Origin of the sequence: Paenibacillus sp. S29 (genome assembly GCF_049319765.1) — a bacterium.
In the GTDB taxonomy this organism is placed as follows: domain Bacteria; phylum Bacillota; class Bacilli; order Paenibacillales; family Paenibacillaceae; genus Paenibacillus; species Paenibacillus polymyxa_B.
In genome coordinates this window covers 384,898-398,928 of sequence record NZ_JBMOUI010000004.1, presented here as the reverse complement: position 1 = coordinate 398,928, position 14,031 = coordinate 384,898, and the positions used below count along the sequence as shown (strand labels likewise).

14 protein-coding genes and 1 riboswitch are annotated in these 14,031 nt (G+C 48.7%); of the genes, 5 read left to right on the top strand and 9 right to left on the bottom strand.

The features are described from left to right. Positions 1 to 317 precede the first annotated feature (317 nt). Positions 318 to 470 (top strand): hypothetical protein, encoded by a 153-nt coding sequence (locus tag ACL9RM_RS09570; protein ID WP_010348453.1) that lies wholly within the window; start codon positions 318 to 320, stop codon positions 468 to 470. A gap of 145 nt (positions 471 to 615) precedes the next feature. Here ACL9RM_RS09570 and thiC read toward each other — a convergent pair whose 3' ends face one another. Beyond that, positions 616 to 2,391 (bottom strand): phosphomethylpyrimidine synthase ThiC, encoded by a 1,776-nt coding sequence (gene thiC, locus ACL9RM_RS09565; protein ID WP_414126245.1) that lies wholly within the window; start codon positions 2,389 to 2,391, stop codon positions 616 to 618. A gap of 186 nt (positions 2,392 to 2,577) precedes the next feature. Beyond that, a riboswitch (TPP riboswitch) is annotated at positions 2,578 to 2,690 on the bottom strand. A gap of 154 nt (positions 2,691 to 2,844) precedes the next feature. Continuing rightward, positions 2,845 to 3,588 carry an IclR family transcriptional regulator gene (locus ACL9RM_RS09560; protein WP_061831535.1) on the bottom strand — a complete coding sequence of 248 codons (744 nt, stop codon included), beginning with the start codon at positions 3,586 to 3,588 and terminating at the stop codon, positions 2,845 to 2,847. 298 nt (positions 3,589 to 3,886) lie between these two features. Between ACL9RM_RS09560 and ACL9RM_RS09555 the strand changes: the two genes are divergently transcribed. Further along, positions 3,887 to 4,924, top strand: coding sequence for an alpha/beta hydrolase (locus ACL9RM_RS09555; RefSeq protein WP_165178997.1), 1,038 nt, complete (start codon positions 3,887 to 3,889; stop codon positions 4,922 to 4,924). A gap of 259 nt (positions 4,925 to 5,183) precedes the next feature. Then, entirely contained in the window at positions 5,184 to 6,563 is a 1,380-nt protein-coding gene (locus tag ACL9RM_RS09550; protein ID WP_250267443.1) for a Fe-Mn family superoxide dismutase, read from the top strand. A 20-nt stretch (positions 6,564 to 6,583) separates the two neighbouring features. On the opposite strand, the gene ACL9RM_RS09545 is transcribed toward ACL9RM_RS09550, so the two are convergent. The 7 genes from ACL9RM_RS09545 to ACL9RM_RS09515 form a co-directional block, all read right to left on the bottom strand. After that, positions 6,584 to 7,429 carry a lipoate--protein ligase family protein gene (locus ACL9RM_RS09545; RefSeq protein ID WP_250267442.1) on the bottom strand — a complete coding sequence of 282 codons (846 nt, stop codon included), beginning with the start codon at positions 7,427 to 7,429 and terminating at the stop codon, positions 6,584 to 6,586. A gap of 162 nt (positions 7,430 to 7,591) precedes the next feature. Next, on the bottom strand, positions 7,592 to 8,185 hold the full coding sequence (folE, locus tag ACL9RM_RS09540; RefSeq protein ID WP_250267441.1) for a GTP cyclohydrolase I FolE: 594 nt from the start codon (positions 8,183 to 8,185) through the stop codon (positions 7,592 to 7,594). A gap of 54 nt (positions 8,186 to 8,239) precedes the next feature. Then, positions 8,240 to 8,494, bottom strand: a complete 255-nt coding sequence (locus tag ACL9RM_RS09535) for a YneF family protein (protein ID WP_013308742.1) — start codon at positions 8,492 to 8,494, stop codon at positions 8,240 to 8,242. Positions 8,495 to 8,599: 105 nt separating this feature from the next. Next, positions 8,600 to 10,348 (bottom strand): tRNA epoxyqueuosine(34) reductase QueG, encoded by a 1,749-nt coding sequence (queG, locus tag ACL9RM_RS09530; RefSeq protein WP_414126246.1) that lies wholly within the window; start codon positions 10,346 to 10,348, stop codon positions 8,600 to 8,602. Positions 10,349 to 10,443: 95 nt separating this feature from the next. Beyond that, positions 10,444 to 10,881, bottom strand: a complete 438-nt coding sequence (gene rnhA / locus ACL9RM_RS09525) for a ribonuclease HI (protein WP_023986996.1) — start codon at positions 10,879 to 10,881, stop codon at positions 10,444 to 10,446. Positions 10,882 to 10,974: 93 nt separating this feature from the next. Further along, the gene (gene lepB, locus ACL9RM_RS09520) at positions 10,975 to 11,559 is read right to left on the bottom strand and encodes a signal peptidase I (RefSeq protein ID WP_235307236.1); all 585 of its coding nucleotides are present in this window, start codon (positions 11,557 to 11,559) and stop codon (positions 10,975 to 10,977) included. 131 nt (positions 11,560 to 11,690) lie between these two features. Continuing rightward, on the bottom strand, positions 11,691 to 12,116 hold the full coding sequence (locus tag ACL9RM_RS09515; protein WP_069291098.1) for a GNAT family N-acetyltransferase: 426 nt from the start codon (positions 12,114 to 12,116) through the stop codon (positions 11,691 to 11,693). Positions 12,117 to 12,637: 521 nt separating this feature from the next. Here ACL9RM_RS09515 and ACL9RM_RS09510 point away from each other — a divergent pair. Beyond that, on the top strand, positions 12,638 to 13,252 hold the full coding sequence (locus ACL9RM_RS09510; protein ID WP_023986992.1) for a superoxide dismutase: 615 nt from the start codon (positions 12,638 to 12,640) through the stop codon (positions 13,250 to 13,252). Between the two features lie 134 nt (positions 13,253 to 13,386). Further along, positions 13,387 to 13,878, top strand: coding sequence for a DinB family protein (locus ACL9RM_RS09505; protein ID WP_414126247.1), 492 nt, complete (start codon positions 13,387 to 13,389; stop codon positions 13,876 to 13,878). Positions 13,879 to 14,031 lie beyond the last annotated feature (153 nt).

The window sequence follows — 14,031 nt, the reverse complement described above, 5'->3', positions numbered from 1 at the left end:
TTTTACAAGGTTATTCGACAAAATAACACAATCCCGACTACTAAACTAAGAAAACGGGCCTCTAGCCCTTGTTTTAGACCTAGGCACATTTTCCTCTAAAACGACCATCCTCCTAATCGACATTTTGGACACATATGACCATCTTCCTGTTTTATGTCAAAAGCGTTTTACTTTGAAAAAATGTGGGTATAATGATTGAAACATTACCAAGCAACCTACATAGCATTACGACATCAAGTACATACAAATAGTCCTATACAGACGTCCTAAGCAACTCAATCTGAATTTGACAATATGGAATTGGAGGAATGACCTACATGAATACAATGAACTTAACCGTCCACACCCTGATGCCCTTTCACCACCAATACCAACGTGCCAACGCGGTGAGTATGCAGAAGAAAGAAGATAGCTCGGAAAAGAAGCTCAGCTTTCAGGATATTTTAAATGAAAAAATGGGTAAAAAATAAGGCGCCGTTTATCCGGTTGCATGATCCGCTTTACATAAGCTAAAAAGCCGTAGTTTCCTACATCGACTGTAGAGAACCACGGCTTTTTTAATTCATTTGTCCCTAAACTCCCACGTTCGTTTTACTGACCTCCATCCCGATACTGCTATGCCTTCTCGCGCATTCCGGCAGCTACTGCTTCTTGAGTGTTCAGCCCCTTATCCGCTGCATAGGCGCGAATGTCCTGAGTGATACGCATACTACAAAATTTAGGGCCGCACATTGAGCAAAAATGTGCTTCCTTGGCGCCCTCTGCCGGTAGCGTTTCATCATGGTAGGATAAGGCACGCTCGGGATCAAGCGACAGATTGAACTGATCCCGCCAGCGGAACTCAAAGCGTGCCTTGGACAAAGCATCATCCCGCTGCTGCGCCCGTGGATGCCCCTTCGCCAGATCGGCAGCATGTGCCGCAATTTTGTAGGTAATGACACCCTCACGGACATCATCCTTATTGGGCAGACCCAAATGCTCCTTGGGCGTAACATAACACAGCATGGACGTCCCGAACCAACCGATCATCGCCGCCCCGATGGCTGAGGTAATATGATCATATCCGGGGGCAATATCCGTCGTGAGCGGTCCCAAGGTATAGAAAGGAGCTTCCTTACAAATCTCCATTTGTAAATCCACATTCTCTTTGATTTTATGCATAGGGACATGTCCCGGCCCTTCAATCATGACCTGAACATCGTGCTTCCAGGCGATTTGCGTTAGCTCGCCCAACGTTTCCAGCTCTGCAAACTGCGCTTCATCATTCGCATCATAGATACTACCTGGACGTAGACCATCCCCGAGAGAAAAGGCCACATCATAGGCTTTCATAATTTCGCAAATTTCTTCAAAATGTGTATACAAAAAATTCTCCTGATGGTGCGCAAGGCACCAGGCTGCCATGATTGACCCGCCCCGGGACACAATTCCCGTCATTCTATTCGCCGTCATCGGAATATACCGCAGCAATACACCCGCATGAATTGTAAAATAGTCCACTCCCTGCTCCGCCTGCTCAATCAGCGTATCGCGATACAACTCCCACGTCAGCGCTTCTGCTTCACCGTTCACCTTTTCAAGTGCCTGATACAGCGGCACAGTCCCAATCGGTACAGGAGAATTCCGAATGATCCATTCACGTGTTGTATGGATATTACGGCCTGTGGACAGGTCCATAACCGTATCCGAGCCCCAACGCACAGCCCAAGTCATTTTCTCCACTTCCTCCTCGATGGAGGAGGTAACCGCAGAATTACCAATGTTCGCATTGATCTTCACATGAAAATGACGCCCAATGACCATCGGCTCACTTTCCGGGTGATTGATATTCGAAGGCAAAATGGCTCGTCCAGCCGCCAATTCCTGCCGTACAAACTCAGGCTCCACCCCTTCGCGGATCGCCGCAAATTCCATTTCGGGCGTAATGATCCCTTGCCGCGCATAATGCATTTGCGTTACTGTACGCCCTTGCGAAGCACGAAGCGGACGATTGGTCACGCCGGGAAATTCTACTGTCTCCCGTTTGGAGCCAGGTTTCAGTCCATTATCCTCCGGCTGGACGGCGCGTCCCTCGTAAGCCTCCACATCGCCCCGTTCCAGTGCCCAAGCTCGCCGTAATGGAGGCAGGCCCTGACGGATATCGACCTGATAGGCTTCGTCGGTCATGGGACCGCTTGTATCATATACACGCAATGGCTCATGATGCTCCGTCCCCTGCGGCGTATGTGTAGGATGAAGAGCAATTTCGCGCTCTGGCACGGCAATGTCCGGCCGCGAGCCTTGAATATATACCTTACGGCTTCCTGGAAAGGGCGTTACCCCACTGGCTTGCTCCCCGTTTGTCTTCTCTACCTCAACTTCTTTTGTTCCTACTGCTTCTGTCGGCTTCATTGTCCATTCCTCCCGTTTCGATGAAATGACACACCGATCCGGAACCATTCCCAGGGTGGCGCTGATCTATGCAAAAAAGCCGGTTCCCCAGGGAACCGGCTAATCTAACGAGGCAGCTATCCAGACAATGCGCATATGGAATAATCCATTCCAATGCGCCACTGTAGACAGCAGCCGCGTATACATTTCAATGGCCGATTACTTCCCTACGCTGGTATGATCCAGATCAGGTGCAAAGGGTCCGGAATCTTGCACGATTCCATCTCAGCCCGGCATTACAGGCTCCCCCAGTAACTGTGATACTTCTATTCACATGAGGCGGATATAACAGACATCCGCCTTCCTTACCAGACTACTTCAAATTTATGGCTTTGGCAACCCTTTTAGGTTCCCTTTACCAAGGAGACGTTCCCCATCAAATCACTCTGCTTGCTTCAACTGTGTTCATTCTTGTTACGGGAGCATAAGCCCCATTTCCTTCGCCGCTTCGATCAAAATCGGAGCAAAGTCATGTAGCGTCTCGGGTGCAAGTCGGCTGACCGGGCCGGATACAGATAAAGCCGCAGTGACCTGTCCCTTCCGGTTCACAATTGGCGCTGCCACAGCAGCAGCCCCTGGCTCCCGTTCTTCATAGCTGGTCGCATAGCCCTTCTCGCGAATGTCCTGCAGCTGGGCTTTATAGACCTCCGGGTCTACTGAGGGCGGCCATTCATCCCCGCTTAGCAGGGCTTCCAGCTCCTGCGGCGGCATAAAGGCCGCCAGCACCTTGCTGGAGGCCCCTACAGCCAGCGGCATACGCGCACCTACAGGCGCGACCCTGCGGATCGCCTGATTGCTCTGCACGGCTTGTATGCGAATACGCATGCTGCCGTCCCGTAAGTACAAGCTGACCGTCTCCCCCAGACGGTCACGTAGTCCTTCCATTGCAGGTTGTAACAGCACCGCCGGCTCGTCACTTTGGGACAAATGCGTGGATAGCTCCCAAATGCGGAAGCCCAGTCGATATTTTTCCGTTTCGGCATTCCGAACGACAAAGCCCCGATCCTCCAACGTAGTCAGCAGCCGATGAACCGTGCTTTTATGTAGACCAATTTTGGAGGCAATCTCCGTCAGGCCAAGATCCGAATTTGCGGTAAAACACAGCAGTATATCAAGTGCACGCTCTACAGCGCGAACGGTTAATTTACGGTCTTCCATCGTGAACCGCTCCTCTTGTATCCATATTCGTTTCACACTATGAAACATGGTTACATAAATTATATAGAATAGTCGCGGCTACTGTAAACCGATGTTTTTGTGACAACCATATTACAGAACGAGAACAAACATCGACAATTCTTTGCATCATTTTTACTTTTCCGGTTCAGGCGTTGACTTTGGATAATCCCCATCATACGATAATAGGTATCTATACGGATCTACACTACTATTTTCAAGTGGAATTATACCTATATTCTATGAAACGAAGATCAATTTTATATAAGGAGGCTCTTACATGATTTCGACATCCCAGCGCAACGCTCAGCTACAGACCGCTGTTCAGGAGCCGTCCACCCCACTCTTTAATCCCCGCCTGCTGCGGTTCAAGCACGTTGTGATTGCTCTGCTGCTGTCGGTCGTCTTTTTTCTGTTGTTTTGTTTTATTGCCTTGCATGCTTACATCGCATGGGTACTTACGAATCCCACCGTTGCACCACTGTACTCTAATCCGATGCAGGCCAAAAGCATGCCTTATGAGGAAGTTAGCTTCCCTGCCAAGGATGGTAGCCGCATGGTACAAGGCTGGTATATCCCGGCGGATCAATCGCGGAAAACGATTATTTTCAGCCATGGTTATGGGGCTAACCGCGAAGAAAGCTGGATTCCCATGTATGATCTGGCGCATTATGCCCACAGTTTGAACTTTAATGTGGTCATGTTCGATTATGGATTTGCGTCACAAAACAGCAAAGCAGTCGCAACCGGAGGCAAAGCAGAATCCCAACAGCTCCTCGGAGCAATTCAGCTTGCGAAGCAACGCGGCTCATCGGAGATTATCGTATGGGGCTTCTCCATGGGAGCAGGCACCGCTCTTCAGGCGGGCTTGCAAACCAAAGATGTGGACGCAATGATTTTGGACAGCACCTTCCTGCTGGAACCGGATACGCTGTACCATAACATTCACAATCAAATTAATCTGCCAAGACATCCGTCTTTGGAAATTCTGGAGTTGCTGTTTCCAGTCTTGAACGGCACCAGCTTACATCAGATTCCATATCAGGAGGTTAAAAAGGAAAACTATCCGTTCCCAATCATGTTTGTGCATGGTACACAGGATGAAAAAGCTCCTTATCCTATTGCGGAAAAGCTCGCTGCCAATCAGACTAACCCGCTTTCCAGTGTATGGATTGTCAAAAACGGAATACATGAGCTTATTTTCAGAGAGCACCCTCGTGAATATTTGCGACGGGTATCGACGTTTCTAAGCAGTGTACAGGAGCTGGAGGATAAGAAAATCGTCGCTGATGCCCACAAACAAACGACTACGAAGTAAAAAATTATTTTTCGAAGAACTGTATTCTATTCTTCCCCTTGAAGAAGCCTGTCTATGGACACTTAACCCGTGCCGTAGCTGGGCTTCTTTTTCGTGTCCCATGGGTATTCATTGTTTTACCTAACAGATGTGACCGGATTAAGGGAGTTCGTAGACATATTCCTGATGGGACAGCGAATATACTGGGTACGTATGCATCCAGGGCAGATCTACCAGATCGGCCGGATAGCCATAGTGGGATACGGGAGGTAAAAAAACGATGCTGAGTACTTATGGGTCTTTCCTGCCCTTACGTGTGCTGGAGGAAATTCGGCATTGGAAGCAGCAGGAAAGTTGGCATGTGGAAGTGATTAAATCCGCTACCGAGGGACTGGAGCCTACTTATGTACGGCTGCTGGATGATTGGCGGACTGTATTCGAACAGACGGAACGCACCGCCATAGAGTTGCTTGAAGAGCAACGGAGCGCACTCGATCCGGCAGATCAGGCGTGGCATCAGGAATGGAAACAGCTGTCAGCTGCTCCACAAGCACATACACACGAATTCACTGAACATTCAAAACAGTCAAGGGAATTAGACGCATCATCATCTGTAAAGATGCCGTTGTCAGAGTCAGCCTCAAACTCTCAGCTTGACTCACAAGAATTAAATCGTCGACTGGACGATTTGCTGCAAACCGCAAACCGTCAGTCACAGGAGTATGTACGGCAGCTCGGGCTGCTAAGCGAGCACAGTCATGCATTGCGTCAGCAACCAAAATCCGCCGGAGTTGTATTACACGCGGCACATGAAAGCCAATATTTCCTGATCTCGACAACCCCCTTTCAGGAACCTGGTTCCATCGCAAGGGCTGCTAGGTTGTATCATGTAGCTACAGAGGGTGAGAATTACCCAGAGGAAGCGTTTCGAGAACGGCAGGCAGGCATAAGGGGAGAAGGCGCATGGACGACTAAAGGCGTCAAGTCCAGCCAGGCGCAACCTTCGGCAACGGAAAAAACCACAATCGGCCGGTCGGTTCCTATTGGGGGACATCGGCTACCGCCGCTCCCTTACCCCTATAATGCGCTTGAACCGTATATTGATGAGAAAACGATGCGTATTCACCATGACAAGCATCATTTGAGCTATGTGAATGACCTGAATAAAGCGGAAAAGAAACTGGAAGAAGCCCGAAAAACAGGTGATTTTGACCTCGTAAAACATTGGGAACGGGAACTGGCATTCAACGGCGCAGGCCATTATCTGCATACTCTTTTTTGGACGATCATGAGTCCTCAAGGCGGTGGAAACCCAAGCGGACCGCTGGCTGAACAGATTAAAAAGGATTTTGGCAGCTACGATGCATTCAAAAAGCAATTCAGTTCAGCAGCCGAAAAGGTCGAGGGTGGCGGCTGGGCTATCCTGGTATGGAGTCCACGCGCGGGACGACTTGAAATTTTGCAGGCCGAAAAGCACCAGAATCTGACTCAATGGGAGTCCATTCCGCTGCTGGCGTTAGATGTATGGGAACATGCATATTACTTAAAGCATCAGGCCGAACGCAAAAAATACATTGAAGATTGGTGGCATGTCGTTAACTGGCCAGAGGTTGCAGAGCGCTATACCCAAGCCTCCAAACTGAGATGGCAACCCTTCTAAGCTTCTAAACTAAAGAAAAACTACACCTGCAAATCGTATCGCTCTCTGAGCGCTGCCATTTGTTCGGTCAATTCTTCCGGTTGTACCAGCCAGCCAGCGGCAGGTAAAACGGCTGTCCGGCTCTCAACGATACGGCGCAGAGATGCCGTGTACGCCTCAACAGACGGCACTCCAGCCAGCTCTGCCAGGCTACCCATTGTTGCTGGATTCACCCGGGGGTAATCCTGCTGCTGCACGCCTGCCGACGTGTCCCCGGCTGCCTCTGTGTAGAACTCCTGTACCGCCTGTGCACGCTCTACACCACTGCCCTCAATCATCACGAAAGCTGTGATGATATACGCCTTGGCTTGGCGCCGCTGTGCAATGCCGCAAAATTTGCGGCCTCGGACGCTGACATCGTAATCCCCGGGACAGAAGGACCCGGGGATTTCTCCGGTCTGCGCCTCGTCAGACCACGGAACCAGCGCATCGGCAATTAGCGCTGCCATGAGCCGAAAATCCTCATGCAGGCTGATGGCCCGCTGTGGATTCGGCAGGATCAAGGACAGGTTCAGCACCCCCCTGTCCAGCATGACGGCTGCTCCACCCGAGGGGCGTACGCATACCGAGGTTCCCGCGCTGCGCACTCGCTCCATCGCCTGTGGGGCGTAGGGAAGCCTGCGGTCCCGGTGACCGATCACAAGCGCTGACGGATGCCGCCAAAGATGCAAAATGGGTGCAGCTCCTTTCCCTACTTGCCGACAGGCCAGCTCCTCCCAAGCCAGCGGAGACAAAACGTCCTCCTGAGTGGCCGCGAGTGGCGCTTCAAACCACTGTAACTCAGGCAAAGCTGTTGTTTTTTCTGTTGATCTATGTATATTCTCCATACGTTATCCCCTATCTATAAAAATAACTGTTATCCAGGCTAATCGTAATTTTAAGGCGGCTATCCCGTCGTCTCTATTTCTGATGTTAACAAAAAAAGGTGGCTACGCCTATGCGTAAACCACCCTTTTTTGTTCATCACATAAACGTCTTGCGATGTTCGATCAATCCTTGAGCAGCGACAGAAATTCTGCGCGCTGTGCTGCATCATCACGAAACGTACCACGTACCGCAGACGTTACCGTTTTGCTACCAGGCTTTTTGACACCTCTTGCACACATGCACAGGTGCTCGCCTTCCACGACCACCATAACCCCGTGAGCGGAGACCGCTTCATTTAAAATATCAGCGATCTGTGATGTAATACGCTCCTGTACCTGCAATCGGCGGGTCACTGCCTCTACCAGACGTGCAAGCTTGCTCAGTCCTACAATTTTGCCGCTGGGTACATAGCCGATATGCACTTTTCCGAAGAAAGGAGCCATATGGTGCTCACACTGGCTGTAATAAACGATGTCCTTCACGATGACAAGCTCCTCGTGATTCTCGTCAAATGTCACACCCAGCGCATCCCGGGGATCAACCTCATAACCCGCAAATATTTCCTCATACATGCGCGCAACGCGTGCCGGTGTTTCCAATAACCCTTCACGCTTGGGGTCCTCACCGATCAGTTCTAAAATCTGCTCCACATGGTACTCGATTTTATCCCGGTTATCCGCAGCTTTGCGGTTAATATAATCTTTTACGCCAGCCACAGTAATCCTCCTCTATGCAGCAACCTCATGCGGCATCCGTGCTCACGTTGCTCATTATTTCCGACGGCCCTGATTTTTACGCGGACCAGGCTGATTTTTGGAGAACTGTTGGTTCTTCATCATCTGCTGGGCTTTTTGCATTTGTTTCCCATTCAGGTTGTAACCCATCTGTTTGGCCATTTTTTGCAGCGTTTCAGGGTCGTTTTGCATCTTTTCAAGCTGTTTACGAAGATAATAAGCACCGATGAAAAATCCCCCAACCAAACCAGCAATCAGGGTAATAATCGGAATGACAATATTCCACACCACGAAGTCGTCACCTCTGTATATTTATATGAAACATCTTGAATTGCACGAACCTATCATAGCAAAACATGGGACAGCTAGCAAATCACTTTTTGCAAACATATGTCCTTATTGTTTCTCCAAATCCAGCAGCTTCGTCTTGACTGGCAAGCCTCCAGCATAACCGACCAAACTTCCGTTTTCACCCGATACCCGATGACATGGAAACAGGATGGGTAACGGATTTTTATTATTTGCTTCCCCAACAGCACGTACCGCCTTGGCTCGGCCGATCGATTCCGCAATATCTTTGTAGGACACACTTTGCCCGTACGGAATATTTTGCAGTGCACGCCATACCTGTTCTTGAAAAGGAGTCCCTCTCAAATCATAGGCTATACTAAATTCCCGTCGTTCTCCCGCAAAATATTCACGCAGTTGATCTGCGGCTTCGCGCAGTTTTTCCGGCTCTTGCACATAGACATATTCCCCAATCCATGTTCGGGCCCATTGCTGAAGCAGTGCTTCCCTCGCATGAAAAACGCCATAGTCTATTCGGCACAGCCCCCGATCTGTAGCGCACAGCGTCAACGTGCCCACAGGTGTCTCCATTTCATCATAATAAATCGTAGTTGGACCCTGCGAGTCCTCGGCCGTTACTTCTGATTTTGATGATTCAGACGCCTTTTGCTGTTCTGTCTGCTCTTGTTCCTCTAGTTTGGAATGCGCTTGCGCGATCATTTCGCGTACTTGCTCATGTTGTTCCTTCTCTGATGCTTGCTTGATCGCTGTCATAGCGTTTTCCCCTCCTATTCGACTCAAAGCCCACGCCGCCGTGCCTCGCAGCTCGGGACGTGGATCATCCAATAAAACCTCCGTTAATTTGGGCACCGCACTGATATCCTTGAAATTGCCCAGTCCAATGACCGCATTGCGTTGAATGGGCTTCTTCCCCCGCCAAGCCGCCGCACTTTGACCGAATCGGTCTTTAAATTCACGGTTGCTCAAATCCAATAACGGCAGCAGCAACGGCTTCACAATTTCAGGATCGGGTGTAAGCTCGGGATGGTGATCCCAGTTGAGACCCCGATTTTTGGGGCATACCATTTGGCAGGTATCACATCCGTACAGCCGATTCCCTATCTTCCGCATAAACTCCTCATCCAGAAAGCCCTTCGTTTGCGTCAAAAAGGACACACACCGCTGGGCATTCAGCTGCCCAGGACCCACAAGCGCGCCCGTAGGACAGGCATCCAAACATTTGGTACACTCGCCGCAACCATCCGTTACCGGTTCATCTGGCTGGAAAGGAATGTTCGTCAACAGCTCACCTAGATAAATCCATGATCCCAGCGTCGGTGAAATCATCATCGTATTTTTGCCGCTAAAACCAATCCCTGCGCGTTCCGCAACGGCTCGATCCGACAGTTCTCCGGTATCCACCATGTTTTTCAATATGGCATCAGGCACCCGCTCACTTATAAAAGCCTCAAGCTTTTCCATCGCTTCGCGTAGTACCAGATGATAATCTTTCCCCCAGGCTGAACGCGCCAAAATACCACGGTACTTCCCCTTGTCCGACTTCGGCGGGTCCTTCATTTTAGAAGGGTACGCCACCGCAATAGCAATCAGAGATGCAGGCTGTGAGCCATACAGCTCCGGGTAGATCCGCTTATCAATATCTGGCTCCTCAAAGCCGGATTCATAGCCTTTCGCACGATGCTCTTCCAATATAGCTTTCAGAGACAGAAAGGGGTCGGCGGATGCGAACCCGATGGAGTCGATACCCAGCCCTGGAGCTGCCTCAATAATTTCCTGCTTGAGCGCAGCCCAAGTCGAAGCGGTTCCTGCAGCCGCCTGAGTCAATCCGCGTTGCATCCGATACTCACCTCTCTTCCACTTTTTATCATTACAGATATGAGGATTTGCAAAATTCCCATACCTCAAATTTCAACAGAAAATAGCAGCAGATGCTACCGTAAATTTTTAACAGCACTGGTCGCCAGAAAATCACAGCGATTATTCAGTTCGTTGTCACTGTGCCCCTTAACCTTTACATATTCAACCTCATGCTTACCCATCAGTTCCCACAGTTCTTCCCATAGTTCCTTGTTCTCCACTGGCTGATTTTTACTGTTGCGCCAGCCATTACGAAGCCAATTCTTAATCCAGCCCTGTTTAAAGCAATTAACGACATAGGCTGAGTCACTGTGTACTTTCACATGGCAAGGCTCCTTGAGCAGCTTTAGCGCTTCAATCACGGACTTGATCTCCATACGGTTGTTTGTCGTCATTTTCTCGGCACCTGACAGCTCCTTACGATGCTCCCCATACAGCAAAACGATCCCCCAGCCCCCAGGGCCCGGATTTCCCGAACAAGCACCGTCGGTATATACCATCACTTCTTTCATCATCCTCTTCCTTTCCTCATCGGTAACCGCCTGCTCCGTCATGGTCCTGATCGGTTTGGACGTGTTCCGCATTGATTTCAGACTATAGTTGCTCTATAGCCATTTCCACTCAGATATCGGCCAAAATATAAATTCTGCACGTCCCAGTAAATCTTGAGATTTAATGCTGCCAAAATAGCGGCTATCCTTGCTTGCTGCAATATGGCGATTATCCCCCATGACAAAAAAGTGCTCCGGCTCCACCGTAAAAGGACCATAATCACCATCCTCCACGTCAGAGTTGGTGTAAGGTTCATTTAGTAGTTCACCGTTCACATACAATTGATTATGTTCAACTCGGATGACATCTCCGGGAATACCTATGACTCTCTTCACTAAAAATCTTGGGCTCGACAGTTTTGAATCGGGATCTTTTAAAATCACAATGTCCCCCCTGCCCGGATCATGAAAATTATAAACCAGTTTGTTAACGAACAAATGCTGGCTTTCCATTAGCGTCGGCTGCATCGAATGTCCTCTGACCGTGGACAAGTTAAATACGAACAGGTTCAGAAGCAGCAAGACGACCATGGCGATCAGCAGAGTGACTAACCAATCGCGTATGTAACCAGAACGGCCTGCTTGTTTGGACGTTTCCGGCGAGGGAAGCGGGCCTGACGAAGGAGCCAAAGCGTCCATAATTAAACCTCCTCAACCCTGTTATAAATAGAAAAGCATATCCCGTACCCGATTGCAACGGTTACTCAGATATGCTCTAAATGTAAATATTATACTTAATGTTATTCAATTCTCTTTATTTCGATTCCCGATTAATGAGGCGCCAAAATACTCAGCTTCTGAAAAGCCTGTAAAATCTGGCTCGCTCCATAGCCCATCGCTTCGTACAAAGGCATGGCCGCACTGTTATGCTTGTCCCCTGCTACCCAAATACGGCTAACCTTACGTTGCTGAAAACGCTGCTCCATGGACTCCACAAGCGATTTGCCGATTCCCATCCGACGACGATCCGGGTGAATAGCGATACGATAGTAACAACCATCATTCTGATCCATCGTGCCGATCAAAGCACCAACGATCTCTCCCTCTTCTTCTGCAACGATGATCAAACCGGAATCCCACGAAAGCTGACGGGCAAACGCACTCACCGTCTCTTTGTAGCACTCCTCTGACAAGGCAATTTGCATGAGTTCCGTTACTGAGTTCACATCACTTAATTGAAAGGAACGAACGTGCATAAGTAATATCTCCCTTTTCGTAAGCATAATAAAAAAATTGAGACAGCACCGTCATTTTTACATAAATCCTTAAATTTCTTATCATGGTGTTAATCACAAGGCATTATGATAAAAATGCATACGATCTGCTATATATGAAATGAAGAACAGGAAAAGGGTGTATGCCCTCAAGTTCGTCATGTCATAGACATGACAGATTATAGCAGACGACAAAAAAGCCGAAATTTCTGCTTCCTTGACCATTAAACCATACTTTTTGACGGAATACATCCCTTTTTCTCATGTAAGCGCTGTATATAAAACGTTTACATTTTAAAGTTCACAATTTACCTCTTATTACCTATGTATTGTGTATTCCAATCGGGTTTTTGGACATGCTAGCTACCAGGCCGTATTGCCCAGTTTGCTATTTTACAAACAAAAATGTTGATAAAATAGGCTGAATGCGGTTTAATATAACTATCGAGGGTATTATTACATAGGAACACTTACCCAACCATATAACCAGGAGGGATTTTACTATGGCATTTCAATTACCAGAACTTCCTTACGCAAAAGACGCACTGGAACCGCACATTGATGCACTGACAGTAGAAATTCACCATGATCGTCACCATAACACATATGTAACGAACTTAAACGCAGCTCTGGAGAGCGCTCCTGAACTGCAAAGCAAAAGCCTGGAGGATCTGATCTCCAATCTGGACAGCGTTCCTGAAAGCATCCGTACTGCGGTTCGCAACAACGGTGGTGGACACCACAACCACAGCCTGTTCTGGGAAGTTATCGGTCCTAACGGCGGCGGACAACCGACAGGTGCTATTGCTGAAGCAATCAGCAACGAGCTGGGCGGCTACGACAAATTTAAAGAAGACTTCACTAAAGCAGCTACAACACGTTTTGGTAGCGGCTGGGCTTGGTTGGTTGTCGGCAAAGACGGCAAACTGGCGATCACTAGCACTCCAAATCAGGATAGCCCGCTGTCTGAAGGTCTGACTCCGGTACTTGGACTGGACGTTTGGGAGCATGCTTACTACCTGAAATATCAAAACAAACGCCCAGACTACATTGCAGCATTCTACAATGTAATCAACTGGGATGAAGTAAACAAACGTTACGCGGCTGCAAAGAAATAAGCCAGTAACAACATCTCTATCCTATAATAAAGGGCTGTCTCAAAAGTAGATTTTCTACGAATGAGACAGCCCTTTTGGCATTCCATGGTAAACTGGTGGAGATGATTCTCAAATACAGCTCTGGAGGTTGATGGATGCAGACTTTTTTTCGTTACAACTGGATGATTCGGGAACAATGGTACCGCTGGTGTGAAGAGGTGTCGCAGGAGGAATTACTGAAACAACGCGTCGGCGGAGTCGGCGGCATTCTAAAGACACTCTTTCATATCGTTGATGTAGAGTGGAGCTGGATTCAAACGATTCAGGGCAAACCCGACTTTCAAGAGGACTTCTCTCTCTATGATACGCTCGACAAAGTCCGTGAGCTAGATGCAAAGTTTCGACTCGATGTCGAGCCGTTCATGCTCGCCTGGCATGATGGTCTGGAACGGAAAAGGTTCGAAGATCACCTCCCGGACGGCAGGATTGTAATTGATGCGTGGGGCGAGGTGATGCGGCATGTCATTGCCCACCAAATCCACCATATTGGGCAGTTGTCCATATGGTCTCGGGAGCTAGGCAAGCCTCCGGTTTCGGCCAATGTAATCGGCAAAGGTCTGATTGAAAGCGATAGTGGAATCAATTAACTTTAACGAACATACAAATATATTCATGTGACTCAGAGCCGTCCCCGGTCGTTTTTAACGACTGAGGACGGCTCTTTTACTTTTTCATCTATACTCTCTTGTCTATTCCACGAATATTCTCTTTTTTTAACCGTTTTCATAAAAGCTTGATTA

Excerpts from the sequence above, each read along its gene's own strand:
- ACL9RM_RS09570 (WP_010348453.1), top strand. The coding sequence starts at position 318 with ATGAATACAATGAACTTAACCGTCCACACCCTGATGCCCTTTCACCAC.
- thiC (WP_414126245.1), bottom strand. The coding sequence starts at position 2,391 with ATGAAGCCGACAGAAGCAGTAGGAACAAAAGAAGTTGAGGTAGAGAAG.
- ACL9RM_RS09560 (WP_061831535.1), bottom strand. The coding sequence starts at position 3,588 with ATGGAAGACCGTAAATTAACCGTTCGCGCTGTAGAGCGTGCACTTGAT.
- ACL9RM_RS09555 (WP_165178997.1), top strand. The coding sequence starts at position 3,887 with ATGATTTCGACATCCCAGCGCAACGCTCAGCTACAGACCGCTGTTCAG.
- ACL9RM_RS09550 (WP_250267443.1), top strand. The coding sequence starts at position 5,184 with ATGCTGAGTACTTATGGGTCTTTCCTGCCCTTACGTGTGCTGGAGGAA.
- ACL9RM_RS09545 (WP_250267442.1), bottom strand. The coding sequence starts at position 7,429 with ATGGAGAATATACATAGATCAACAGAAAAAACAACAGCTTTGCCTGAG.
- queG (WP_414126246.1), bottom strand. The coding sequence starts at position 10,348 with ATGCAACGCGGATTGACTCAGGCGGCTGCAGGAACCGCTTCGACTTGG.
- rnhA (WP_023986996.1), bottom strand. The coding sequence starts at position 10,881 with ATGAAAGAAGTGATGGTATATACCGACGGTGCTTGTTCGGGAAATCCG.
- lepB (WP_235307236.1), bottom strand. The coding sequence starts at position 11,559 with ATGGACGCTTTGGCTCCTTCGTCAGGCCCGCTTCCCTCGCCGGAAACG.
- ACL9RM_RS09515 (WP_069291098.1), bottom strand. The coding sequence starts at position 12,116 with ATGCACGTTCGTTCCTTTCAATTAAGTGATGTGAACTCAGTAACGGAA.
- ACL9RM_RS09510 (WP_023986992.1), top strand. The coding sequence starts at position 12,638 with ATGGCATTTCAATTACCAGAACTTCCTTACGCAAAAGACGCACTGGAA.
- ACL9RM_RS09505 (WP_414126247.1), top strand. The coding sequence starts at position 13,387 with ATGCAGACTTTTTTTCGTTACAACTGGATGATTCGGGAACAATGGTAC.